Source organism: Variovorax sp. YR566 (assembly GCF_051992195.1).
Lineage (GTDB): Bacteria > Pseudomonadota > Gammaproteobacteria > Burkholderiales > Burkholderiaceae_C > Variovorax.
Genome location: NZ_CP197092.1, coordinates 1765138 through 1787200 on the forward strand (window position 1 = coordinate 1765138; position 22063 = coordinate 1787200).

Annotated in this window: 25 protein-coding genes; 20 read left to right on the plus strand and 5 right to left on the minus strand. The window is 66.5% G+C overall.

Annotated elements, in window-relative coordinates:
- Nucleotides 1-3: 3 nt before the first annotated feature.
- The 8 genes from hisD to ACTG4X_RS08155 all read left to right on the plus strand — a co-directional run bounded on the left by hisD (nucleotide 4) and on the right by ACTG4X_RS08155 (nucleotide 6928).
- A complete protein-coding gene (gene hisD / locus ACTG4X_RS08120) occupies nucleotides 4-1326 on the plus strand; it encodes a histidinol dehydrogenase (RefSeq protein WP_440533570.1) in 1323 nt (440 codons plus the stop codon).
- Between the two features lie 35 nt (nucleotides 1327-1361).
- The gene (locus ACTG4X_RS08125; RefSeq protein ID WP_440533571.1) at nucleotides 1362-2192 is read left to right on the plus strand and encodes a hypothetical protein; all 831 of its coding nucleotides are present in this window, start codon (nucleotides 1362-1364) and stop codon (nucleotides 2190-2192) included.
- 5 nt (nucleotides 2193-2197) lie between these two features.
- Nucleotides 2198-2548 (plus strand): hypothetical protein, encoded by a 351-nt coding sequence (locus ACTG4X_RS08130; RefSeq protein WP_256216704.1) that lies wholly within the window; start codon nucleotides 2198-2200, stop codon nucleotides 2546-2548.
- The gene (gene hisC / locus ACTG4X_RS08135; protein ID WP_097199957.1) at nucleotides 2545-3639 is read left to right on the plus strand and encodes a histidinol-phosphate transaminase; all 1095 of its coding nucleotides are present in this window, start codon (nucleotides 2545-2547) and stop codon (nucleotides 3637-3639) included. The genes ACTG4X_RS08130 and hisC overlap by 4 nt, the downstream gene beginning before the upstream one ends.
- Nucleotides 3636-4253 (plus strand): imidazoleglycerol-phosphate dehydratase HisB, encoded by a 618-nt coding sequence (gene hisB, locus ACTG4X_RS08140; protein WP_440533572.1) that lies wholly within the window; start codon nucleotides 3636-3638, stop codon nucleotides 4251-4253. The genes hisC and hisB overlap by 4 nt, the downstream gene beginning before the upstream one ends.
- Nucleotides 4254-4272: 19 nt before the next feature.
- Nucleotides 4273-4929: an imidazole glycerol phosphate synthase subunit HisH gene (gene hisH, locus ACTG4X_RS08145; RefSeq protein WP_093048622.1), complete on the plus strand. Its 657-nt coding sequence runs from the start codon at nucleotides 4273-4275 to the stop codon at nucleotides 4927-4929.
- 63 nt (nucleotides 4930-4992) lie between these two features.
- Nucleotides 4993-5736, plus strand: coding sequence for a 1-(5-phosphoribosyl)-5-[(5-phosphoribosylamino)methylideneamino]imidazole-4-carboxamide isomerase (gene hisA / locus ACTG4X_RS08150; RefSeq protein ID WP_093048625.1), 744 nt, complete (start codon nucleotides 4993-4995; stop codon nucleotides 5734-5736).
- Between the two features lie 19 nt (nucleotides 5737-5755).
- Nucleotides 5756-6928, plus strand: coding sequence for an AAA family ATPase (locus ACTG4X_RS08155; RefSeq protein WP_440533573.1), 1173 nt, complete (start codon nucleotides 5756-5758; stop codon nucleotides 6926-6928).
- Nucleotides 6929-6943: 15 nt separating this feature from the next.
- Here ACTG4X_RS08155 and ACTG4X_RS08160 read toward each other — a convergent pair whose 3' ends face one another.
- The gene (locus tag ACTG4X_RS08160) at nucleotides 6944-7867 is read right to left on the minus strand and encodes an amino acid ABC transporter substrate-binding protein (protein WP_093048631.1); all 924 of its coding nucleotides are present in this window, start codon (nucleotides 7865-7867) and stop codon (nucleotides 6944-6946) included.
- An 8-nt stretch (nucleotides 7868-7875) separates the two neighbouring features.
- Complete coding sequence (locus ACTG4X_RS08165; RefSeq protein WP_093075860.1) at nucleotides 7876-9180, minus strand: dicarboxylate/amino acid:cation symporter; 1305 nt, start codon at nucleotides 9178-9180, stop codon at nucleotides 7876-7878.
- Nucleotides 9181-9347: 167 nt separating this feature from the next.
- Here ACTG4X_RS08165 and ACTG4X_RS08170 point away from each other — a divergent pair, with 167 nt between their 5' ends.
- The 9 genes from ACTG4X_RS08170 (at nucleotide 9348) to tatC (ending at nucleotide 14233) form a co-directional block, all read left to right on the plus strand.
- Nucleotides 9348-10181: a D-hexose-6-phosphate mutarotase gene (locus tag ACTG4X_RS08170; protein ID WP_093075859.1), complete on the plus strand. Its 834-nt coding sequence runs from the start codon at nucleotides 9348-9350 to the stop codon at nucleotides 10179-10181.
- A 25-nt stretch (nucleotides 10182-10206) separates the two neighbouring features.
- The gene (gene hisF, locus ACTG4X_RS08175) at nucleotides 10207-10992 is read left to right on the plus strand and encodes an imidazole glycerol phosphate synthase subunit HisF (protein WP_440533574.1); all 786 of its coding nucleotides are present in this window, start codon (nucleotides 10207-10209) and stop codon (nucleotides 10990-10992) included.
- A gap of 42 nt (nucleotides 10993-11034) precedes the next feature.
- A complete protein-coding gene (gene hisI / locus ACTG4X_RS08180) occupies nucleotides 11035-11424 on the plus strand; it encodes a phosphoribosyl-AMP cyclohydrolase (RefSeq protein WP_013539725.1) in 390 nt (129 codons plus the stop codon).
- The gene (locus ACTG4X_RS08185; protein ID WP_440533575.1) at nucleotides 11421-11828 is read left to right on the plus strand and encodes a phosphoribosyl-ATP diphosphatase; all 408 of its coding nucleotides are present in this window, start codon (nucleotides 11421-11423) and stop codon (nucleotides 11826-11828) included. Before hisI ends, ACTG4X_RS08185 begins: the two co-directional genes overlap by 4 nt.
- The gene (locus tag ACTG4X_RS08190; RefSeq protein WP_179830473.1) at nucleotides 11825-12193 is read left to right on the plus strand and encodes a DUF4870 family protein; all 369 of its coding nucleotides are present in this window, start codon (nucleotides 11825-11827) and stop codon (nucleotides 12191-12193) included. Before ACTG4X_RS08185 ends, ACTG4X_RS08190 begins: the two co-directional genes overlap by 4 nt.
- Nucleotides 12194-12205: 12 nt before the next feature.
- Nucleotides 12206-12565, plus strand: a complete 360-nt coding sequence (locus ACTG4X_RS08195) for a histidine triad nucleotide-binding protein (RefSeq protein ID WP_097199953.1) — start codon at nucleotides 12206-12208, stop codon at nucleotides 12563-12565.
- Between the two features lie 65 nt (nucleotides 12566-12630).
- Nucleotides 12631-12876 (plus strand): Sec-independent protein translocase subunit TatA, encoded by a 246-nt coding sequence (tatA, locus tag ACTG4X_RS08200; protein WP_093048649.1) that lies wholly within the window; start codon nucleotides 12631-12633, stop codon nucleotides 12874-12876.
- A 13-nt stretch (nucleotides 12877-12889) separates the two neighbouring features.
- Nucleotides 12890-13357, plus strand: coding sequence for a Sec-independent protein translocase protein TatB (gene tatB, locus ACTG4X_RS08205; RefSeq protein ID WP_007835284.1), 468 nt, complete (start codon nucleotides 12890-12892; stop codon nucleotides 13355-13357).
- A gap of 66 nt (nucleotides 13358-13423) precedes the next feature.
- A complete protein-coding gene (tatC, locus tag ACTG4X_RS08210; RefSeq protein ID WP_093075856.1) occupies nucleotides 13424-14233 on the plus strand; it encodes a twin-arginine translocase subunit TatC in 810 nt (269 codons plus the stop codon).
- 20 nt (nucleotides 14234-14253) lie between these two features.
- Here tatC and ACTG4X_RS08215 read toward each other — a convergent pair whose 3' ends face one another.
- On the minus strand, nucleotides 14254-15417 hold the full coding sequence (locus ACTG4X_RS08215; RefSeq protein ID WP_093048655.1) for a trypsin-like peptidase domain-containing protein: 1164 nt from the start codon (nucleotides 15415-15417) through the stop codon (nucleotides 14254-14256).
- A 295-nt stretch (nucleotides 15418-15712) separates the two neighbouring features.
- Between ACTG4X_RS08215 and ACTG4X_RS08220 the strand changes: the two genes are divergently transcribed.
- The 3 genes from ACTG4X_RS08220 (at nucleotide 15713) to pdxA (ending at nucleotide 18937) form a co-directional block, all read left to right on the plus strand.
- Nucleotides 15713-17065, plus strand: a complete 1353-nt coding sequence (locus ACTG4X_RS08220) for an MFS transporter (protein WP_440533576.1) — start codon at nucleotides 15713-15715, stop codon at nucleotides 17063-17065.
- Complete coding sequence (locus ACTG4X_RS08225) at nucleotides 17062-17835, plus strand: Nif3-like dinuclear metal center hexameric protein (RefSeq protein ID WP_093048660.1); 774 nt, start codon at nucleotides 17062-17064, stop codon at nucleotides 17833-17835. Before ACTG4X_RS08220 ends, ACTG4X_RS08225 begins: the two co-directional genes overlap by 4 nt.
- Before the next feature lie 61 nt (nucleotides 17836-17896).
- Nucleotides 17897-18937: a 4-hydroxythreonine-4-phosphate dehydrogenase PdxA gene (gene pdxA, locus ACTG4X_RS08230; RefSeq protein ID WP_440533577.1), complete on the plus strand. Its 1041-nt coding sequence runs from the start codon at nucleotides 17897-17899 to the stop codon at nucleotides 18935-18937.
- Here pdxA and mscL read toward each other — a convergent pair whose 3' ends face one another.
- Together mscL and ACTG4X_RS08240 are read right to left on the minus strand one after the other, a co-directional pair.
- The gene (mscL, locus tag ACTG4X_RS08235) at nucleotides 18938-19369 is read right to left on the minus strand and encodes a large conductance mechanosensitive channel protein MscL (protein ID WP_093048667.1); all 432 of its coding nucleotides are present in this window, start codon (nucleotides 19367-19369) and stop codon (nucleotides 18938-18940) included.
- A gap of 59 nt (nucleotides 19370-19428) precedes the next feature.
- A complete protein-coding gene (locus ACTG4X_RS08240; RefSeq protein WP_440533578.1) occupies nucleotides 19429-21918 on the minus strand; it encodes a tetratricopeptide repeat protein in 2490 nt (829 codons plus the stop codon).
- Nucleotides 21919-22063: the final 145 nt, after the last annotated feature.

The following is a 22063-nucleotide window of genomic DNA, read 5'->3' on the forward strand; positions in this document are numbered from 1 at the left end:
CACATGACTCTGAAAGCAGCCCCCGCCCGTCTGTCCACGACTTCAGCCAGCTTCGACGCTGAATTCAAGGCGCGGCTGCATTGGTCCGCGGACGACGACGCGGCCATCGAGAAGGTTGTGGCCGACATCCTCGCCGACGTGCAGAAGCGCGGCGACGACGCGGTGCTCGAATACACCAACCGCTTCGACAGGCTCGGCGCCAAGACGCTGCCGGAACTCGAGCTGACGCAAGCCGAACTCAAGGCCGCCTTCGAGGCGCTGCCCGCCGCCCAGCGCGCCGCGCTCGAAGCCGCCGCGCGCCGCGTGCGCAGCTACCACGAGGCCCAGAAGAAGGCCAGCGGCGAAAGCTGGAGCTACCGCGATGCAGACGGCACGCTGCTCGGCCAGAAGGTCACGCCGCTCGATCGCGTCGGCATCTATGTGCCGGGCGGCAAGGCCGCCTATCCGTCGAGCGTGCTGATGAACGCCATTCCGGCGCACGTCGCGGGCGTGGGCGAAATCATCATGGTCGTGCCCACCCCGAAGGGCGAGAAGAACCAGCTCGTGCTCGCCGCCGCCTACGTGGCCGGCGTGACGCGCGGCTTCACCATCGGCGGCGCGCAGGCCGTGGCAGCGCTGGCCTGCGGCACTGCCACCATTCCTGCCGTCGACAAGATCACCGGCCCCGGCAATGCCTACGTGGCGGCCGCCAAGCGCCGCGTGTTCGGCACCGTGGGCATCGACATGATCGCGGGCCCGAGCGAAATTTTGGTGCTGGCCGACGGCACCACGCCGCCCGAGTGGGTGGCCATGGACCTGTTCAGCCAGGCCGAGCACGACGAGCTGGCCCAGAGCATCCTGCTGTGTCCCGACGCCGCCTACATCGACCGCGTGCAGGCCGAGATCGATCGCCTGCTGCCGGCCATGCCGCGCGCGGAAATCATCGCCGCCTCGCTCAACGGCCGCGGCGCGCTGATTCACACGAAGAGCATGGAAGAGGCCTGCGAGATCAGCAACCGCATCGCCCCCGAGCATCTGGAAGTCAGCAGCAGCGAACCGAACCGCTGGGAGCCGCTGCTGCGTCACGCCGGCGCGATCTTCCTGGGCGCCTTCACCAGCGAAAGCCTGGGCGATTACTGCGCCGGCCCGAACCACGTGCTGCCCACCAGCGGCACGGCGCGCTTTTCCAGCCCGCTGGGCGTGTACGACTTCCAGAAGCGCTCCAGTCTGATCGAGGTCAGCGAGGCGGGCGCCCAGGTGTTGGGCCCGATCGCCGTCACGCTGGCCGAAGGCGAGGGCCTGCAGGCGCACGCCGAAGCTGCCCGCATGCGGCTGCGTAAGATCTGAGCTCAAACAACCGGTCACCGGGAGGGGCAAGCAAGATGATCGATCGTCTCCGTCATTCGCGTCTTTTTCGATTCGCCACGGGCCTCGTTGCGGGCGCCGCACTGCTGGCCGCCTGCAGCCAGATGCCGCAGGCGCCGCGCACGTCGGCTGCCGTCAGCGCTACGCCCAGCGCCGCGCCGGCAGCGCCTGCCCCGCAACTCGGCACGCAATGGGGCGAGGGCCTCGAATCGAAGACCCGCACAGTCATCACCAAGCGCCTGTCCGACCAGCCGGACGACGTGGCCTCGCTGGGCTACAACGAGGCCTCTGCCGTGCGCCGCTCCGTGGGCAGCAATCCTGAGAGCCGCCTGAGCCTGATGCTGGCCGACGGCGACGTCGAATGGTCGGTGCTCGGCGAAGACAGCCGCCCGCTGCCGCTGCAGCGTGCCCGTCGGGGCAGTGGCGGCGAAGACATGTTCCGCCTTGCCGGCGTGCAGGGCTCGCGCTACACGCTGCGCTTTCGCAACCTCAGCGAGCGCAGCTACGAGGTGATCGCCACGGTCGACGGCCTCGACGTGCTCAACGGCAAGCCCGGCAGCCTGCGCAACGGCGGCTATGTGTTGCGCCCGCTGCAGGCGCTGACCATCGAAGGCTTTCGCAAGAGCGAGAACGAGGTCGCGGCCTTCCGCTTTTCCGCGCCCGGCCGTGCCTACGCAGCGAACACCGAAGCGGGCGACCTGCGCAACATCGGCGTGATCGGCGCCGCGCTGTTCGAACTCGAGGAGCGCGACGCACCGCGCCGCCAGCGCCGCGACGCCACCCCGTCGCAGCCCAGCGCCTTCCCGGCCGACGGCGCCTACGCGCCGCCGCCGCGCTACCGCAAGTGATGCCGATGAAGCGTGCCGCCGCCTTCCTGCTGCTCGCGCTGGCGGCCGCCACCGGCGCGCAGGCCATGAGCATCCGCGAACTGCGCACGCTCGAAGCCAGCGAGAAAGACGGCAAGGCCTACGCCAGCTACTACCTGGTCGGCGTGCTCGAAGGCCTGCGCGAAGGTGTCGAATCGTCGCAGCGCAACGGGCAGAAGCCCGTGTTCTGCGTCGAGGGCCGCCGCCTCGAACCCTCCATGGCGCGTTCGCTCTACCAGACCGAACTGACCCGCAACGCCGACAGTTACGAAGCCGACATGCCAGTGCAACTGGTCATGGCCGGCGCCCTCCGAAACAGCTACCGCTGCACCCGATGACCGCTGCTCCCCAATCCGCCCGCCCGCCGCTCGACCGCATCCGCAACGACGTGCGGTCCATGCATGCCTACGCGGTGCAGGACGCGCGCGGCTTCGTCAAGCTCGACGCCATGGAAAACCCCTTCGGCCTGCCGCCCGCGCTGCAGGCCGAACTCGGCGCGCGCCTCGGTGCGCTGGCGCTCAACCGCTACCCGGGCGAGCGCGGCGCCGACCTTCAGCGCGCGCTGGCCGCGCACGCGCAGATGCCCGAGGGCTTCAGGCTGATGCTGGGCAACGGCTCGGACGAGCTGATCTCGCTGCTGGCCATTGCCTGCGACCTGCCCGGTGCCACCGTGCTGGCGCCCGTGCCCGGCTTCGTCATGTACGCCATGAGCGCGAAGCTGCAGGGCCTGAAGTTCGTCGGCGTGCCGCTCACGGCCGACTTCGAACTCGACGAAGCCGCCATGCTGGCTGCCATCGCGAGCGAGAAGCCCGCCATCGTCTACCTCGCGTACCCGAACAACCCGACCGCCAACCTCTGGGACGACGCCGTCGTCGAGAAGATCGTCGAAGCCCAGGGCGCGCAGGGCGGCCTGGTGGTGATCGACGAGGCCTACCAGCCCTTCGCCGCCCGCAGCTACATCGACCAGCTCGCGAAGCACGGCCACGTGCTGCTGATGCGCACGCTCAGCAAGTTCGGCCTGGCCGGCATCCGCCTGGGTTACATGATGGGGCCGGCCGCGCTGGTCGCCGAGATCGACAAGGTGCGCCCGCCCTACAACATCAGCGTGCTCAACTGCGAGTGCGCGCTGTTCGCGCTGGAGCACGCCGAGGTGTTCGAGGCGCAGGCCCGGCAGATCCGCGAGGAGCGCGAACGCCTGATGATGGGCCTCGGCCGCCTGCCCGGCGTGAAGACCTGGCCCAGCGACGCCAACATGATTCTTTTGCGCGTGCCCGATGCCGCCAAGACCTTCGAGGGCATGAAGGCACACGGGGTTCTGATCAAGAACGTTTCTAAAATGCACGAACTGCTCGCAAACTGTCTGCGCCTCACCGTCGGAACGGCCGACGAGAATGCGCGGATGCTCGCGGCACTCGAAGCCTCACTATGACCACCCCCACCAACCCGGGCAGCACCGATCGCACCGCGACGGTCACCCGCAACACCGCCGAGACGAAGATCACCGTCAGCGTCAACCTCGACGGCACCGGCAAGGCCAAACTTGCTACCGGTATCGGCTTCTTCGACCACATGCTCGACCAGATCGCCCGCCACGGGCTGATCGACCTCGACATCGACTGCCAGGGCGACCTGCACATCGACGGTCATCACACGGTGGAAGACGTCGGCATCACGCTGGGCCAGGCCGTGGCCAAGGCTATCGGCGACAAGAAGGGCATCCGCCGCTACGGTCACGCCTACGTGCCGCTCGACGAGGCGCTGAGCCGCGTGGTCATCGACTTCTCGGGCCGCCCCGGCCTCGTGATGCACGTGCCGTTCACCAGCGGCATGATCGGCACCTTCGACAGCCAGCTCACCTACGAGTTCTTCCAGGGCTTCGTGAACCACGCCTTCGTCACGCTGCACATCGACAACCTCAAGGGCGTCAATGCGCACCACCAGTGCGAGACGGTGTTCAAGGCCTTTGCGCGCGCCATGCGCGGCGCGCTCGAACTCGACCCGCGTTCCGTCGGCGTCATTCCCTCGACGAAGGGCTCGCTCTGAACGCGTTCGCCCATCAGCTATGAAATCTGTAGCAAATACCGTTGCCGTGGTCGACTACGGCATGGGCAACCTGCACTCCGTGTCGCAGGCCGTGCGCCATGCGGCTGACCAGGTCGGCGTGGAGGTGTTCGTCACCTCCGACCCCGACGTGGTTCGCAAGGCGACCCGCGTGGTGCTGCCGGGGCAGGGCGCCATGCCCGACTGCATGCGCGAGCTGCGCGACTCCGGCCTGCAGGAGTCGGTGCTCGAAGCCGCGGCGAGTAAGCCGCTGTTCGGCGTGTGCGTGGGCATGCAGATGATGCTGTCGCGCAGCGACGAGGGCCCCACCGATGGCCTGGGCCTCATTCCGGGCGAGGTCGTCAAGTTCGACCTGGCTGGCCGCCTGCAGCCCGATGGCAGCCGCTTCAAGGTGCCGCAGATGGGCTGGAACCAGGTGCGCCAGGCCCAGCCGCACGCCGTGTGGGCAGGGGTGCCCGACCAGAGCTACTTCTACTTCGTGCACAGCTTCTACGCCCGCCCGACCGACCCCAAACACAGCGTGGGCGAGGCGGAATATGGCGCGAGCTTTACCGCAGCCATCGCACGCGATAACATTTTTGCAACCCAGTTCCACCCGGAGAAGAGTGCGGACCACGGGCTGCAGCTGTATCGCAACTTCCTCCACTGGAATCCCTGAACCCATTTTTCCGACCGGGCCGAACCTCTCACAGCCCGGATTCCGCACACTCGCGTCACTTCCATGCTCCTCATTCCCGCCATTGATCTCAAAGACGGCCACTGCGTTCGCCTCAAGCAGGGCGACATGGACCAGTCCACCATCTTCAGCGAAGACCCCGCTGCCATGGCCCGCAAGTGGGTCGAGGCCGGCGCGCGCCGGCTGCACCTGGTCGATCTGAATGGCGCCTTCGCCGGCAAGCCGCAGAACCACGCGGCCATCAAGGCGATCCTGAAAGAGGTGGGCGACGACATTCCGGTGCAGCTCGGCGGCGGCATCCGCGACCTCGACACCATCGAGCGCTACATTGACGACGGCCTGCGCTACGTGATCATCGGCACCGCCGCGGTCAAGAACCCCGGCTTCCTGAAAGACGCCTGCAGCGCCTTCGGCGGCCACATCATCGTGGGCCTGGACGCCAAGGACGGCAAGGTCGCCACCGACGGCTGGAGCAAGCTCACGGGCCACGAGGTGGCCGACCTGGGCAAGAAGTTCGAGGACTACGGGGTCGAATCGATCATCTACACCGACATCGGCCGCGACGGCATGCTCTCGGGCATCAACATCGAAGCCACCGTCAAGCTCGCGCAGGCGCTGACCATTCCGGTGATCGCCTCGGGCGGCCTGTCGAACATGGCGGACATCGACAAGCTTTGCGCAGTCGAGTCCGATGGCGTCGAGGGCGTGATCTGCGGCCGCGCCATCTATTCGGGCGACCTCGACTTCGCCGCCGCGCAGGCCCGCGCGGACGAACTGGCCGGCGCCTGACGCTCTAACCGCGCAGCGCGTGCTTTCCGCGCTCGCCATCGCCAATTACCGCTCGCTGCGGCAGCTGACCGTGCCGCTGGGCCGGCTCACGGTCGTGACCGGGGCCAACGGCAGTGGCAAGTCGAGCGTGTACCGGGCGATGCGTCTGCTGGCGGACATCGCCAATGGCGGGGTGATCCGCTCGCTGGTGCGCGAGGGCGGGCTTTCATCGACCTTGTGGGCCGGGCCCGAGCGCTTCTCGGCGGCCATGCTGCGGGGCGAGGTGCCGGTGCAGGGCACATCGCGCAGCGAGCCGGTCGCGCTGAAGCTGGGGTTCGCTGGCGTCGAGGCTGAAGATTTCGGCTACGCCATCGACATCGGCCTGCCGCCACCGAGTTCATCGACGGCCTTTTCGAGCGACCCGCAGATCAAGCACGAGGCCATCTGGAGCGGCCCGCTGCTGCGCCCCTCGACGCACCTAGTCGACCGCAAGGGCGCCGCGCTGCGCCTGCGCGAGGGCAAAAGCTGGCAGGCTGTCGGCCGGCCGATTCCGGCCTTCGCCAGCATGATGACGGAGCACGCCGACCCGCGCGATGCACCCGAGATGCTCACGCTGCGCGAGCAGATGCGCTCCTGGCGCTTCTACGACCACTTCCGCTCCGACGCCGATGCGCCCGCTCGCCAGCCTCAACTGGGCACCTACACGCCGGTGCTGGCCAACGACGGCGCCGACCTGGCCGCGGCGTTGCAGACCATCCGAGAGATCGGGGACGGCGAAGCACTCGACCGCGCGGTGGACGACGCCTTCCCCGGCGCAAGCATCGAGGTCCAGATGACACGCGACCGCTTCGAGACGCTGATGCGCCAGCACGGCCTGCTGCGGCCCCTTACAGCCGCCGAACTCTCCGACGGCACCCTGCGCTACCTGTTGTGGATCGCGGCGCTGCTGACGCCCCGCCCGCCTGCGCTGCTGGTGCTCAACGAGCCGGAGACCAGCCTGCACCCCGACTTGCTGCCGGCCCTGGGGCGGTTGATTGCGCAGGCCGCGCGGCAGTCGCAGGTGATCGTGGTGTCGCACGCCGCCCGGCTGATTGCCGCGCTGGACGACAGCGAAGGCCTGCAGCCGGTAGTGCTCGAAAAGCAGTTCGGCGAGACGCGCATCGCCAACCTCGACATGAGCGAAATACCGCGCTGGGAGTGGCCAGCGCGGTAGCAGTTGAATGAGGGCTTATTCGGCCTTCACCGACATCGTCTGGATGATCGTTTCCAGCTGCGCGCTCATCGGCAGGTTAATGCTTTCCCCCGACGGCAGCTTGCGCAGGAACCAGCGCTTGTACTGCCGCTCGATCTCGCCGTCCTCCGCCAGCACCTGGAAGGTGTCGACGACCACCTTGTTCAGCTGCGGGTCGCCCTTGCGGTACATGATCCCGTAGGGGTCGTAGGAGAGGAAGTCGCCGACCACCTCGTAGTCGGCCTTGGCGGCGTCCTGCGCGATCAGGCCGTAGAGCAGCACGTCGTCGGTCGCGAAGGCATCGGCCTGGCCGCTCTTCACCAGCCCGAACGACTCCGCATGGTCGCGCGTCACCTGCAGGTTGATGTTCAGCTTGAACTTCTCCGACAGGTCGCGCAGCGTCTTCTCGTTGGTGGTGCCGGCAGTGACGGCCACCTTCCTGCCCGCGAGGTCGCGGAACGACTTGATCGGCGAGCCCTTCTTCACCAGCACCTTGGTGCCCGAGACGAACATCGTGGGCGAGAAACTCACGCGCTTCTGGCGTTCGAGGTTGTTGGTGGTCGAGCCGCATTCCAGGTCGACCTTGCCGCTCGCGACCGCGTCGATGCGAGAGTCCGACGTGACGGGCACCCACTTGATCGTGAGGCTCCTGTTCACCGCGTCCTCGATGGCCGTTACCAGCGCGCGGCAAAGCTCGATCGAATAGCCGATCGGCTCCTTGCGCGCATTGAGGTACGAGAACGGCACCGACGACTCGCGGTAGCCGATGGTGATGGCGCCGGTTTCGCGGGCCTTGGCGAGGGTGCCGGTCAGCGCGGTGGGCGCTGCCTGTTCCTGCGCCTGTGCCGGTGCCGCCAGCACGAACACGGCGGCCGCCAGCAGTCCGGCGAGGAAAACCGACAGCGTGGCCTTGGGCTTCATGGCGCGCCTCACGCGTGGGCGGGGTGGGCGAGGGTGGCGCTGGCTTCCTCGTCGAGCGCTTTGGCGTTGACCTCGGCATCGCTCTCGGACATCAGCTCGCCCTCCCACTTGGCAACCACCGCGGTGGCGATGGAGTTGCCCACTGCGTTGGTGGCCGAGCGGCCCATGTCGAGGAAGGTGTCCACGCCCAGGATCAGCAGCAGGCCGGCCTCGGGAATGTCGAAATGGTTCAGCGTGGCTGCGATCACCACCAGCGAGGCGCGCGGCACGCCGGCCATGCCCTTGGAGGTGAGCATCAGGATCAGCAGCATGGTGATCTGCGTGCTGATCGGCATGTGGATGTTGTAGGCCTGCGCGATGAAGAGCACGGCGAAGGTGCAGTACATCATCGAGCCGTCGAGGTTGAACGAGTAGCCCATCGGCATCACGAAGCTGGAGATCTTGCGCTTCACGCCGAAACGGTCGAGCGCCTGCAGGATCTTCGGGTAGGCCGCTTCCGAACTGGCAGTGGCAAACGACAGCAGGAAGGCTTCCTTGATGAGCACCAGCAGCTTGAACACGCGCGGGCCGAGGAACAGGAAGCCCGCCAGCACCAGCACGCTCCACAGCACGAAAAGGCCCAGGTAGAAGTCGCCCATGAACACCGCGAACTTCAGCAGGATGCCCAGGCCGTTGACGGCCACCGTGGCGGCCATGGCGGCCAGCACCGCGAGCGGCGCGAGCTTCATGACGTAGCCGGTGATCTTGAGCATGGCGTGCGACAGCTCCTCGATGGCGGCGACCAGCGTCTTGGCCTTGTCGCCCAGCGAGGCGAGCGCCACGCCGAAGAACATCGAGAACACCACGATCTGCAGGATCTCGTTGTTGGCCATGGCCTCGACGAAGGACTTCGGCACCGTGTGGCTCACGAAGTCTTTCAGCGTGAATTTCGAGGTGGCCAGGTTGGCCGAGGCGCCGATGTCGGGCAGCGGCAGGCCGAGGTTTTCGCCGGGCTTGAGCAGGTTGGCCATGACCAGGCCGATGACCAGCGAGATCAGCGAGGCGGTGAGGAACCAGCCGATGGCCTTGCCGAACACGCGGCCGACCGACTTGGCGTCGCCCATGTGCGCGATGCCCACCACCAGCGTGGAGAACACCAGCGGGCCGATCAGCATCTTGATCAGGCGCAGGAACACATCCGAGATGATGGAGACGTAGTCTGCGATTTCTTTCGCGGCTTTCTTGTCCGGAAAGCTGGAGAAGATCATGTAGCCCAGGATGATGCCGAGCACCATCGCGATCAGGATCCAGGCGGCCATCGGCAGCTTCTTCATGCGTATCCCCTTGTCGTGTGAGAGTAGTTTTTCCGAGTGCACGGGACCGACTTGCACGTTGTCCCTCGATGCAAGCGATCACAGGGTATCCAAGAAGGCCCCGGGCACGCAATGGCCCTTGATGCCAATTCCGTGCCACGGTGCGGGTGCTGCCTACAATTCTCGCCATGGAAATCACCCCGATCGAGTTTCGCGGCCAGCCCGCTCTGCGTGCCAACGGCATCGATGGGAGCACCCTCACGGTGGCCTTGCATGGGGCGCAAGTGCTCTCTTGGACCGCGGCTGACGGGGTGGAAAGGCTCTACCTGAGCCCTTCGGCAGTGTTCGACGGGCATACGGCCATCCGCGGCGGCGTGCCCATTTGCTGCCCCCAATTCAACCAGCGCGGCATGTTGCCCAAGCATGGATTCATGCGCAATTTGCCTTGGGTGCACGAGGTTTCGGATGCGCCCGAAACGCTGAGGCTGACGCTTCGCGACTCCGAAGCCACCCGAAAGCTCTGGCCGCACGCTTTTGAGGCGCGGCTGGAAGCCGCTTTGTCCGGCGGCCAGCTGCGCACGACGCTCACGCTGGTCAATATCGACCGCGCGCCCTGGACCTTTGCCGCCGCGCTGCACACCTACCTGCGCGTCGACGACATCGCCAACGTGCGGCTTGAGGGCCTGCAGGGCGCCAACCGCTGGGATTCGCTGCGCGACGACCGCTGGGTGGAAACCGCGGCGGCGTTGCATTTCGATGCAGAGTTCGACAGCGTCTATGCCGCGCCCGCCCAGCCGCTGCGGCTGGTTCAGCCGGGCGGCAAGCTCGAAATCTCCCAAAGCGCGAGCTGCAGCGAAACCGTGGTCTGGAACCCCGGCGCGGTGCTCGGTGCGAAACTCGCCGACATGCCTGCCGATGGCTTTCGCCACATGCTCTGCGTGGAGGCCGCCCGCATCGACGAGCCCGTGCTGCTGATGCCTGGCGCCCAATGGCAGGGCTGGCAACAGCTCCGCGTTCTCTGATTCCCTACCGGTTGTTCAACATCCCATGCTTGCCAAACGCATCATTCCCTGCCTCGACGTCACCGGCGGCCGCGTCGTCAAGGGCGTCAACTTCCTCGAACTGCGCGATGCCGGCGATCCGGTCGAGATCGCCGCGCGCTACAACGCCCAGGGCGCCGACGAACTGACCTTTCTCGACATCACCGCCACCAGCGATGGCCGCGACCTGATCCTGCCGATCATCGAGGCGGTGGCTTCGCAGATCTTCATTCCGCTGACCGTGGGCGGCGGCGTGCGCACGGTGGCCGATGTGCGCCGGCTGCTCAACGCCGGAGCCGACAAGACCAGCTTCAACTCGGCCGCCATCGCCGATCCGCAGGTGATCAGCGACGCCGCGCAGAAGTACGGCTCGCAATGCATCGTGGTCGCCATCGACGCCAAGCGCCGCAGTCCCGAAGAAGCCGCCATCCGCGGCGCGGGCTGGGACGTGTACAGCCACGGCGGGCGCAAGAACACCGGCCTCGACGCCGTCGAATGGGCGACCGAGATGGCGCGCCGCGGCGCCGGCGAGATCCTGCTGACCAGCATGGACCGGGACGGCACCAAGAGCGGTTTCGACCTGGAATTGACTCGCGCGGTGAGCAATGCCGTCAGCGTGCCGGTGATCGCCTCGGGCGGCGTGGGCAGCCTCGACGACCTGGCCGACGGCATCCAGACCGGCGGCGCCGACGCCGTGCTGGCGGCCAGCATCTTCCACTACGGCGAGCACACGGTGGGCGAGGCCAAGGCCCGCATGGCTGCGCGCGGCATTCCCGTGCGGATCGATGCTTGAAGCGTGTCCAAAGGGTCTTTTCCTATCCCCGACAATACTTCCATGAATTGGCTCGATGAAGTGAAGTGGGACGCGAACGGCCTGGTGCCGGTCATCGCGCAGGAACAGGGCAGCAACGACGTGCTGATGTTCGCCTGGATGAACCGCGAGGCGCTCGAAAAGACCGCCGAGCTGGGCCGCGCGGTGTATTTCAGCCGCTCGCGCAACAAGCTCTGGTTCAAGGGCGAGGAGTCGGGCCACGTGCAGACCGTGCACGAGATCCGCCTCGACTGCGACAACGACGTGGTGCTGCTCAAGGTCACCCAGCTCGGCCACGAGCCCGGCATCGCCTGCCATACCGGGCGCCACAGCTGTTTCTTCAGCAAGTACGAAAAGGGCCAGTGGACGGTGGTCGAACCCGTCTTGAAAGACCCGGAGTCGATCTACAAATGACGGCCACAGTGAACAGCAACACCTCCGACGCCCTCGCACGCCTGGCCGCGGTCATCGAAAGCCGCCTGCCCGCGCGCGGCGGCGATCCCGAGAAGAGCTACGTCGCGCGCTTGCTGCACAAGGGCCCCGACGCCTTCCTCAAGAAAATCGGCGAGGAAGCCACCGAGGTCGTGATGGCCGCCAAGGACGCCGACCACGGCGGCGACCGTTCGAAAATAGTGAACGAAGTGGCCGACCTGTGGTTCCACACCATGGTGGCGCTGGCGCACTACGGTTTTTCCCCGTCAGACGTCACCGCGGAACTCGAGCGCCGGGAGGGCACCAGCGGCATCGAGGAAAAAGCGCTGCGCAAGGTGCAGCAACGCGGCATCGAAGAGCAGCAGAAAGGCCGGGCCTCCGAATGAGCGAAATCACCGCGATCGACGACATCTCCGGCAAGACGCCCGAGCAGCTGGAAAGCCTGCGCCAGATCACGCTGGCGGTGTACATCCTCTATGCGCTTTCGTGGTTCACGGGCGGCCTCACGGGGATCGTGGGCATCGTGCTCAACTACCTCAAGCGCGAGGATACGGAGGGCACGCTCTATCAAAGCCACTTCACCTGGCAGATCCGCACCTTCTGGTGGGGCCTGGTCTGGTCCATCCTGGGGTTCATCACCATCTGGATCCTGATCGGCTTCCCCATTCTCTTCGTCACTGCCGTGTGGATGATCTACCGGCTGGTCAAGGGCTGGCTGAACTGGAGCGAACGCAAGCCCATGGCTGTCTAACGAACAACCTCCATGTCACACGATCCCAACTGCATCTTCTGCAAAATCATCGAGGGCAAGATTCCCTCGCGCAAGGTCTACGAAGACGAAGACCTGTTCGGCTTCCACGACATCGCGCCCTGGGCGCCGGTGCATTTCATGCTGGTGCCCAAGAAGCACATCGCCTCGATGGCCCAGTTGACGCCCGACGACCAGGCGCTGATGGGCAAGATCATGATCCTGGCGCCCAAGCTGGCGCTGGAGCAGGGCTGCAGGCCCTATCCGGACGGCGGCTACCGGGTCGTGGTCAATACCGGCACCGAGGGTGGGCAGGAGGTTCACCATCTCCATGTCCATGTCATGGGTGGTCCCCGGCCGTGGCTTCGCGGCTGAGCGGCATTAAGCCAAACTGTCACATTCCGCCCGACTAAAATCGGACACATTCTTAGGAGTTCTCCATGGGTTCTTTTTCCATCTGGCACTGGCTGATCGTGCTGCTCGTAGTGGTCATGATCTTCGGCACCAAGAAGCTGCGGAACATGGGTTCGGATCTTGGCGGCGCCGTCAAGGGCTTCAAGGACGGCATGAAGGACGGCAGCTCGTCCGATGCCGCCGCTTCGTCGGCCCCCGCCCAGCAAGTGACCGGCCAGCCGGCCAACAGCGACAAGCCGACGATCGACGTCGAAGCGCGTCAGAAGTCCTGAGCGCGGACCGCACGTGCTCGACCTCGGCATTGAGAAGCTGGCGCTGATCGGCGTCGTGGCGCTGATCGTCATCGGCCCGGAAAAGCTGCCGCGCGTGGCCCGCACCGTCGGCACCCTGCTTGGCAAGGCGCAGCGCTACGTGAACGACGTCAAGGCCGAAGTCAACCGCTCGATGGAGCTCGACGAGCTCCGCAAGATGAAGACCACCGTCGAGGATGCGGCGCGCGACGTCGAGCACAGCATCCACACGGGCGCGAGCGAATTCGAGAAGCAGTTCAGCGGTTCGGGCGAAACCCTCTCGGCGCTGGCCGAACCCGAGCCGTCGCCGCCCGAATACAAGCATCCCCGCAAGAACTGGCGCCTGAAACAGGGCGCCACGCCACAGTGGTACAAGGCGCGCAACGGCGTGCGCACCAAGGCGCTGTCGGGCGCGGCGCGCGTTGCGCGCTTCCGCCCGCACACGATCAACAAGATCAACTAGCGCATCCACAACACTGCGTTCTGCGCGCGCCGCACGCCGGCCGACGTCACGCTATCTTCTTTTCCAATGGCTGATTCCGACAACAAGAACAAAGACAAAGAAGACGAGCTGGCGGGCACCGAACAGCCGTTCGTGGCGCACCTGGTCGAGCTTCGCGACCGCCTGCTCTATTGCGTCTACGGCCTCGTGGTCGCAGGCATCCTGCTGGCCATATGGCCCGGCCCGGGCGGGCTGATCGACCTGATCGCGATGCCGATCAAGGCGCACATGCCGCACGACGCGAAGCTGATCGCCATCGGCGTGTTCTCGCCGTTCTTCGTGCCGCTCAAGGTTTTGATGATGGCCGCCGTGCTGCTGGCGCTGCCCTGGCTCATGTACCAGGCGTGGATGTTCATTGCGCCGGGGCTCTACAGCCATGAAAAGAAATTCGCGCTGCCGCTGATCTTCTTCGGCAGCCTGCTGGCCTATGCGGGCATCGCGTTCGTGCAGCTCTTCGTGCTGGACAAGATGTTCAGCTTCATCCAGCGCTTCGCACCGTCCGCGGTGCAGGCAACACCCGACATTTCCTCGTACGTCGAGGCGATCCTGTCGCTCTACATCGCCTTCGGCGTGGCCTTCCAGGTGCCGATCGTCGTGATGCTGCTGGTGCGTTTCGAGATGGTGACCATCGAGAAGCTGAAGTCCTTCCGCGGCTACTTCATCGTGGTCGCATTCGTCGTTGCCGCGGTGCTCACGCCGCCCGACGTGGTGTCGCAGCTGGCGCTGGCGGTGCCGATGTGCCTGCTGTACGAAGTGGGCATCATCGGTGCCAGGTACTTCGCCAGTTCCGGCAAGAAGCCAGAGGAAGAGGAAAGCGCTGATTCAGCGCAATCCTGATCGACCGACCTGACAGCCCGTTATTCGGGCTGACTCGGCGGTACCTGCCGGACCGGGCTCTTCGGGCGCAGGCCCGGCGTCACATCCAGCTCCATCTTGTCGCTGCCGCGCTGCAGCGCGAACCGCGAGGTGCTGCCCGGCTTCAGGCCGGCCACGGCGGTCAGCAGCGCCTGTACGTTGTCCGTCTTCTTCTCGCCCACCGAGGTGATCACGTCACCCGGGCGAATGCCGGCCTTGGCGGCCGGGCCGTTCTGCAGCACGCCGGTGATGATCACGCCCGCGTCCGCCTTCACGCCGAAGGTCTCGGCGAGTTCGGGCGACAGGTCGCTCGGCTCCACGCCGATCCAGCCGCGGCGAACCTGGCCTTCCTTCACGATCCCTTCGAGCACGATCTTGGCCATCGACACCGGAATGGCGAAGCCGATGCCCATGCTGCCGCCCGAGCGCGAGTAGATCGCGGTGTTGATGCCCTGCAGGTTGCCGTTGACGTCGATCAGCGCGCCACCCGAGTTGCCGGGGTTGATGGCCGCGTCGGTCTGGATGAAGTTCTCGAAGTTGTTGATGCCTAGCTGGTTGCGGCCCAGCGCCGAGACGATGCCGCTAGTCACGGTCTGGCCCACGCCGAAGGGGTTGCCGATGGCCAGCACCTGGTCGCCCACCTGCAGCGCGTCTGAATCGCCCAGCACGATCACCGGCAGCTTGTCGAGCTCGATCTTCAGCACGGCCAGGTCGGTGTCGGGATCGGTGCCGATCACCTTGCCGCGCGCATGGCGGCTGTCGTTGAGCGTCACTTCGATCTCGTCGGCGCCCTCGACCACGTGGTTGTTGGTGAGGATGTAGCCGTCGGGGCTCACGATCACGCCGCTGCCCAGGCCCACCTGGGGCTGGTCGTCCTGGTCGCCGAAGAAGAAGCGGAACCACGGGTCGTTGCTTCGCGGGTGGCGCTGCGCGGCCTTGCTGGTGTTGATGCTCACCACCGCCGGGGAGGCCTTCTTGGCCGGCACGCTCAGGCTGCCAGGCGTTGTCACGCCCGGGTTGCCGGCCGGTGCCTCGACGATCGACACCACGCCGCCCAGCGAGGTTGCGCGCTTGTTGATCCACTCGGGCTTGAGCGTCGCGACGACGAAGTAGGCCGCGAGCAGGACGGTCACGGCTTGGGCGAAGAGCAGCCAGGTGCGTTTCATGAAAGATTGGTGAAAAAGACGTTGGAAGGCTGCAGTGCAACGCAGCAATGTTGTCAATTGTCCCTCAACCGCCTGGTGCAGAAACCGCTCGCAGAGGTCGAGATTAAGACTTCCTGCGTACGTAAAGCCGGGTTAACACCTAGCATCGCAGGTCGGTCCCATCCGGCCCGTGTTTTTCAGGCCTCCCGCGCTGCCCACCCGGTGGAAGCGGCCAGGCATTTCGCCAGCGCGCCATTTTTCCGTTTTGTCACCCGGTCCCGCGGGCTGGCGCGCGATCACGATCTCCCTGCCAGCCATGACTTCAGAAGCAACCTTCCCGGACGGCGCGCAGCCGGCGCCGGCACGCACGCTCGACTCGAGCGACTACAAGACCCTCGGCCTGTCCGCTCTCGGCGGCACCCTGGAGTTCTACGACTTCGTCATCTACGTGTTCTTCGCCACCGTGCTGGGCGCGCTGTTCTTCCCGGTCGACATGCCCGACTGGCTGCGGCAGCTGCAGACCTTCGGCATCTTCGCGGCCGGCTACCTCGCACGCCCGGTGGGCGGCATCGTCATCGCGCATTTCGGCGACATCTTCGGCCGCAAGCGCATGTTCACGCTGTCGATCTTCCTGATGGCTGCGCCCACGCTGGTGATCGGCCTGCTGCCGACCTACGCGAGCATCGGCGTCGCCGCGCCCCTGCTGCTGCTGGCGATGCGCGTGCTGCAGGGCGCGGCCATCGGCGGCGAGATGCCCGGCGCCTGGGTGTTCGTGGGCGAGCACGTACCGGCGAAGCGCTACGGCTTAGGCATCGGCATGCTGACTTCGGGCATCACCGGCGGCATCCTGCTGGGCTCGCTGATCGCGGTGGCCATCAACCGCCACTATTCGCCCGAGCAGGTGAGCGACTTCGCCTGGCGCATTCCCTTCATCCTGGGCGGCGTGTTCGGGCTGGTGTCGGTGTACCTACGCCGGTTCCTGCACGAGACGCCGGTCTTCAAGGAGCTGGCTGGCCGCCGCAGCGTGGCGCGCGAGATGCCGCTGCGCACCGTGCTGCGCGAGCACCGCCTGGCCTGCGTGTACGTCGCGCTGCTGACCTGGGTGCTGTCTGCCGCCATCGTGGTCGTGGTGCTGTACACGCCCACGTATCTGCAGAAGGTGCACCACATTCCCGCTGCGCTGGCGCTCGAGGCCAACGCGCTCGCCACGCTCACGCTGACCATTGGCTGCATGCTGGCTGGCTGGGCCAGCGACCGCATCGGCACGCGCACTGTGATGCTTGTTGGCTGGGGCGGCCTGTTCGTCACGGCCTACCTGTTTTACAGCGGGCTGCCCGGCACGCCGGCCACGCTGTTCTGGCACTACGGGCTGGTGGGCTTGTTCGTGGGCACCATCGCCACCGTACCGATCGCAGGTGTGCGCGCCTTCCCGGCACCGGTGCGCTTCACCGGGCTTTCGTTCGCCTACAACATGTCTTACGCGGTCTTCGGCGGGCTGACGCCGGTGATCCTCACGCTCTGGCTGCAGCGTGACACGATGGCGCCGGCGCACTACGTCGCAGTGCTGGCCGGGCTGGGCTTCCTGCTGGCGTTCCTGCCCCTGGCCGCGCGCGGCCATGCCATGCGGGATGGCGCGGCCCCCGCGGGCGGCGCGACAATGGCGCGATGAGCACCACCCGCCACGAACTGCTCCATGCATTCGACCTGCTGCTGGCCCCCGGGCGCTTCAAGGATTACGGACCCAACGGCCTGCAGGTCGAAGGGCGCACCGTGGTCCGCAAGATCGTCTCGGGCGTGACCGCCAGCCGCGCGCTGATCGAGGCCGCGATCCACGCCGAGGCCGATGCCATCTTCGTTCACCATGGCCTGTTCTGGCGCGGCCAGGACGGCTGCGTCACCGGCTGGATGAAACAGCGCCTGGGCCTGCTGCTGGGCGATGACGTCAACCTGTTCGCCTACCACCTGCCGCTCGATGCGCATCCCGAACTCGGCAACAACGCGCAGCTCGGCCTGAAGCTGGGGCTCGTGGCCCATGCCGGTTCGACCGGGCGCTTCGGCGAGCAGGAGCTGGGCTTTCTCGGCATGCAGGAAAGCGGCGAGAGCTTTGCCAACGCCCAGGCGCTCGCCATGCACGTCGAAGGTGTGCTTAAAAGGCCGGTCACGCTCGTCGATACGGCGCATCGTGCTATCAAAAACGTAGCTTGGTGCACGGGTGGCGCGCAGGGCTATTTCGAAGCCGCCATCGCGGCCGGCGCCGACGCCTTCATCACCGGCGAAATCTCGGAGCCCCAGGCTCACTACGCGCGCGAGATGGGCGTGGCTTTCCTGGCTTGCGGGCACCACGCCACCGAACGCTACGGCGCGCCGGCGGTGGCCGGGCATGTGGCGGCGCAGCTCGGGCTGAAGCACGAGTTCATCGACATCGACAACCCGGCATGAGCGCAGCGCCGGGCCGCCCCAAGCAAGCTCGCACCGCAGTGCGAAGCGCGGAGGTATTTCAATGAGCGGGGCCATTGCCATCACGCTGGGCGATCCCGCGGGTATCGGGCCGGAGATCATCGCCAAGGCGTTTCGTGATGCACCTGATGCGACCCGCAGCGCCTTCGTCGCCGGCGACGTGGGCACGATGCGCCAGGCCTCGCAGGCCCTGGCCGGACCGGGTCAGCTGGCTTGGCCTGTGCTCGAGATCGAATCCGTCGCCGAAGCCGCGACCGTACCGCCGGGCTGCATCCCCGTGCTGCAGGTGATCGCGCCGCCATCGCACATCGAAACGGGCCGTATCAGCGCAGAGGCCGGCCGCGTGGCGGGCGAATGCGTGATCTGGGCCGCGCGGGCCGCGTTGCGCGGCGAGATCGGCGCCATCGTGACCGCACCGCTGCACAAGGAAGCGCTGTCGGCCGCCGGCTTTCCGTACCCCGGCCACACCGAGCTGCTGCAGGCCGAGGCGGCCGCGCATCTGGGCCGCACCGTGGCCGACGTGCCGGTGCGCATGATGCTGGCCAATGACGAGCTGCGCACCGTGCTCGTCAGCATCCACATGTCGCTGCGCAATGCCATCGAGGCCGTGCGCTTCGAAGGCGTGCTCGAAACGCTGCGCATCACGCATCGCGCGCTGACGCATGCGCTGGGCCGCGCGCCGCGCATCGGCGTGGCGGGCCTCAACCCGCATGCGGGCGAGGGCGGTCTGTTCGGTTCGGAAGAGCGCGAGATCATCGCGCCGGCCATCGAGGCCGCGCGCGCCGAAGGCATCGACGCCAGCGGGCCCTATGCGCCCGACACGGTCTTCATGCGCGCACGCGCCAGGCACGGCGTGCCCTCCAGTGGCGAGTTCGACGTGGTGGTGGCGATGTACCACGACCAGGGCCTGATCCCGGTCAAGTACCTGGGCGTGGAGAAGGGTGTGAACGTGACGCTGGGCTTGCCGCTTGTGCGCACCAGCCCTGATCACGGCACCGCGTTCGACATCGCGGGAACGGGGCTGGCCGATGCGTCGAGCCTCGTCGAGGCGCTGCGCATGGCCCAAGTGCTCAAGGGCGCTTGATCAGGGGCGCTTGAGGCTGTCGCGGATTTCGCGCAGCAGCACCACGTCTTCGGGTGTCTCAGGGGCCGCGGCCGGTGCAGGCTCTTCGTTGCGCTTCAGGCGGTTGATCTGCTTGACCATGATGAAGATGATGAAGGCCAGGATCACGAAGTTGACTGCGATGGTGATGAAGTTGCCATACGCCAGCACCGGAACGCCGGCCTTCTTCAGGTCTGCCAGCGTGTTCGCCACGCCGGCGGGCGCCGTGCCCAGCACCACATAGAGGTTGGAGAAGTCGAGCTTGCCGAACACCACGCCGACCAGCGGCATGATGATGTCGGCCACGAGCGAGTCGACGATCTTGCCGAACGCTGCACCGATGATCACGCCGACCGCGAGGTCGATGACATTGCCCTTGACGGCAAATTCCTTGAATTCACTGAGGATGCTCATGATTCAAAAGGCTGCTGGAGCTCTGCTGTTGAAGGAAAGTCGAGTATGCCCGCGATTGCTCACTTCTCCAGCGAGCGTGGCGCAACATCGACATGCGCGGCCGGCAACCCTTCACGACTGCGCGCGGCAATTTGCCTGAAGCCGTCCTCGAGATGGCGCACGAAGCGCGGCGTGTCGAAGTAGCCGCGGCGCGCGACCTTGGCCGCCACGAGCCGCGCGCGCAATGCGGCCAGCTCCTCCGGGTGCGTGGCGTAGTGGATGGCCTTCTGCACGTACTCGCCGTGGTTCGTAGCCACCAGCTCCGGCAGCCCGATGGCGCCGAGCAGGCTGCCTGCCATGCGCGACACCATCGTCGTGCCCGTGAGCGCCAGCAGCGGCACGCCCGACCACAGCACGTCGTTCGCGGTGGCGCCGCTGCTGTAGGGGAAGGTGTCGATGAACAGGTCGGCCAGGCCGATGCGCGCCAGATGCTGGTCGACCGGCATGCGCGGCGACACGATCAGGCGCTCGGCCGGCAGGCCCGCCTTGTCCCATTGCGCGCGCAGGTTGTGCTCGAAGCCGTGCGGGCCCTGTGCCAGCCACAGCACCGAGTTCGGAATGCCCTGCACGATGCGCACCCACGCCTCGAAGGTCTCGGGCTGGATCTTGAACGACTGCGAGAAGTTGCAAAGCACGAAGGCGTCTTCGGGCAGCCCGTGCTCGGCGCGCGTGGCCTTTTGCGGATTGACCGGGCGCTTCGTGTCGATCACCTGGAAGGTCTCGGGCAGGCGCAGCAGCTTCTCGGTGTAGCAGTCTTCCGTGCCCGGCGGCGAGAGGAAGTTGTCGGACACCAGGTAGTCGTAGTTAGGCGTGCCGCTGGTGCCCATGTAGCCCAGCCACATGAGCTGCGCCGGCGCCGCGTGATAGGCCATGACCTGCGGCTTGGCGCCGCGCGTGTCGCCCGAGAGGTCGATCAGGATGTCGATCTCGTCCTCGCGGATGCGCTCGGCCATCTGCTGGATCGACTGGCCGTGCATGTCGACGAAGTGCTCGGCCGACGCGGCGATGCGCGCCCGCGCAGGATGGCCGTCGTCCGGACCGTAGGAGTAGACGAAGACTTCGAAATCTTTACGGTCATGCTGGCCGTACAGCTCGGCGGTCAGGTGCGCGACCGGGTGGTTGCGGAAGTCGAATGAGTAGTAGCCCACGCGGATGCGCGGCGCCGTGCGGCGCGCGCCGGCATCGGCGAAAGGCCTGATGCCCGTGTTCCGGTCGGCCAGCGTGGCGGAGCGCTGGGTCCAGTTCATCAGCCGGCGCGCATCGTCGTAGTTCGACATCAGGATGAACGACGACACGGTCTGGTCGTTGTTCGGGTTGTCCAGCAGCGCCGCGATCCTGGCGCGCAGTTCGGGTACGCCGTTCCAGTCGGCGATGTGCGCCTTTTCGCCCAGCATCCACACCATGGCCGGCATGAAGTCGGGGTCGTCGCGCAGGCACTGCTCGAACTCCGCAATGGCCGCCTCCGACTGGCCGGCCATCACATAGGTCACGCCCAGGTTGCAGCGTGCGAGCACCTGGCGCGGATGCACTTCGAGCGCCTTCTTGAGCACTTCGATGGCGGTGTCGAAATGGCCGAGGCGGAAGTTCACCGTGCCCAGGTTGTTCAGCAGGAGCTCGTGCTCGGGCAGGCTTTCCAGCGCCAGCTTGTAGAGCTCGGCCGATTCCGCAAAGCGCATCGACACGCCTTCGAGCGCGCCGCACACGCCGTAGAGCGCGGCCACGCCTTCGGGGTCGGACAGCGCCTTGTGGCGCTCCTCGGCCGGCCAGTTGCGCATGGCGCGCTGCATGGGTGCGATGGCCTCCTCGGTGCGGCCGCAGCTCTGCAGCGCCCTGGAGAGCATGAAGGCGGCCTCGCAATCCTGCGGGTCGGCCGCGGCCCGCTCGTACGAGTCGAGCGCGGCGGCCCAGTCTTTTTGATGCGCGCGGATCTTGCCGATGTTCTTGTGCGCGGCCGCATAGCCAGGATCGAGCGCGAGCGCCTGGCGGAACTGCACGATCGCCTCGTCGAAGCGGTCCTGCTCCATGTCGATTGCGCCGGCGTTGTTCCATGCCGCGGGCGCCTGTGGTGCGAGCCGCGTGGCTTCAGCCGCGGCCTCGTGGGCCTGGCGGAACTTCTTCTGCTGGCGGTACACCGCCGACAGGTTCACGTAGGCCTCGGGGTAGTTCGGCAGCGCCTTGATCGCACGGCGAAGGTCTTGCTGCGCTTCGGCCGGCAGGCCCATGTGCATGAAGATCGTCGCGCGGGTGTTGAAGTAGAAGTGGTGCGGCGACCGCGCGATTGCGCGGTTCACGTAGTTCAGTGCCAGCTTCGGTCGTCCTTGCCGGTACAGCGCCTCGCCCGTCAGGTGCAGCGCGTCGGCATGCTCCGGAAAGCGCGACAGCAGGGCTTCGTAGACCTGGATGGCCTCGGCGAAACGGCCCACCCGGTGCAGCACCAATCCCTGTTCCAGAAGGCTGCCGGCATCTGCTGCCGATGTGGAGGGTGCGGGGGCGAGAGAAGGTGAGTTCATGAAGCCGTGTGATGGACGGGTCAGAAGGTCGGCCGCTGCAGGAAATGCCGGCCTTCATGCAAGTGAAAAAGGCCGGCAACCCAGTATAGGGGCCGGCCTTCCGTTTCATCAGCGGGCGTTCCCGCAGCGCAGGGGCGCCGCAGGC

What these genes read in the sequence shown, in the direction of transcription:
- pdxA (WP_440533577.1), top strand. Translation starts at nt 17,897, where the DNA reads ATGAGCGGGGCCATTGCCATCACGCTGGGCGATCCCGCGGGTATCGGG.
- tatA (WP_093048649.1), top strand. Translation starts at nt 12,631, where the DNA reads ATGGGTTCTTTTTCCATCTGGCACTGGCTGATCGTGCTGCTCGTAGTG.
- ACTG4X_RS08160 (WP_093048631.1), bottom strand. Translation starts at nt 7,867, where the DNA reads ATGAAGCCCAAGGCCACGCTGTCGGTTTTCCTCGCCGGACTGCTGGCG.
- ACTG4X_RS08240 (WP_440533578.1), bottom strand. Translation starts at nt 21,918, where the DNA reads ATGAACTCACCTTCTCTCGCCCCCGCACCCTCCACATCGGCAGCAGAT.
- ACTG4X_RS08190 (WP_179830473.1), top strand. Translation starts at nt 11,825, where the DNA reads ATGAGCGAAATCACCGCGATCGACGACATCTCCGGCAAGACGCCCGAG.
- hisB (WP_440533572.1), top strand. Translation starts at nt 3,636, where the DNA reads ATGACCACCCCCACCAACCCGGGCAGCACCGATCGCACCGCGACGGTC.
- ACTG4X_RS08125 (WP_440533571.1), top strand. Translation starts at nt 1,362, where the DNA reads ATGATCGATCGTCTCCGTCATTCGCGTCTTTTTCGATTCGCCACGGGC.
- ACTG4X_RS08215 (WP_093048655.1), bottom strand. Translation starts at nt 15,417, where the DNA reads ATGAAACGCACCTGGCTGCTCTTCGCCCAAGCCGTGACCGTCCTGCTC.
- hisH (WP_093048622.1), top strand. Translation starts at nt 4,273, where the DNA reads ATGAAATCTGTAGCAAATACCGTTGCCGTGGTCGACTACGGCATGGGC.
- hisC (WP_097199957.1), top strand. Translation starts at nt 2,545, where the DNA reads ATGACCGCTGCTCCCCAATCCGCCCGCCCGCCGCTCGACCGCATCCGC.
- ACTG4X_RS08130 (WP_256216704.1), top strand. Translation starts at nt 2,198, where the DNA reads ATGAAGCGTGCCGCCGCCTTCCTGCTGCTCGCGCTGGCGGCCGCCACC.
- hisA (WP_093048625.1), top strand. Translation starts at nt 4,993, where the DNA reads ATGCTCCTCATTCCCGCCATTGATCTCAAAGACGGCCACTGCGTTCGC.
- ACTG4X_RS08195 (WP_097199953.1), top strand. Translation starts at nt 12,206, where the DNA reads ATGTCACACGATCCCAACTGCATCTTCTGCAAAATCATCGAGGGCAAG.
- ACTG4X_RS08170 (WP_093075859.1), top strand. Translation starts at nt 9,348, where the DNA reads ATGGAAATCACCCCGATCGAGTTTCGCGGCCAGCCCGCTCTGCGTGCC.
- ACTG4X_RS08165 (WP_093075860.1), bottom strand. Translation starts at nt 9,180, where the DNA reads ATGAAGAAGCTGCCGATGGCCGCCTGGATCCTGATCGCGATGGTGCTC.
- hisF (WP_440533574.1), top strand. Translation starts at nt 10,207, where the DNA reads ATGCTTGCCAAACGCATCATTCCCTGCCTCGACGTCACCGGCGGCCGC.
- tatC (WP_093075856.1), top strand. Translation starts at nt 13,424, where the DNA reads ATGGCTGATTCCGACAACAAGAACAAAGACAAAGAAGACGAGCTGGCG.
- hisI (WP_013539725.1), top strand. Translation starts at nt 11,035, where the DNA reads ATGAATTGGCTCGATGAAGTGAAGTGGGACGCGAACGGCCTGGTGCCG.
- mscL (WP_093048667.1), bottom strand. Translation starts at nt 19,369, where the DNA reads ATGAGCATCCTCAGTGAATTCAAGGAATTTGCCGTCAAGGGCAATGTC.
- ACTG4X_RS08225 (WP_093048660.1), top strand. Translation starts at nt 17,062, where the DNA reads ATGAGCACCACCCGCCACGAACTGCTCCATGCATTCGACCTGCTGCTG.
- ACTG4X_RS08185 (WP_440533575.1), top strand. Translation starts at nt 11,421, where the DNA reads ATGACGGCCACAGTGAACAGCAACACCTCCGACGCCCTCGCACGCCTG.
- hisD (WP_440533570.1), top strand. Translation starts at nt 4, where the DNA reads ATGACTCTGAAAGCAGCCCCCGCCCGTCTGTCCACGACTTCAGCCAGC.
- ACTG4X_RS08220 (WP_440533576.1), top strand. Translation starts at nt 15,713, where the DNA reads ATGACTTCAGAAGCAACCTTCCCGGACGGCGCGCAGCCGGCGCCGGCA.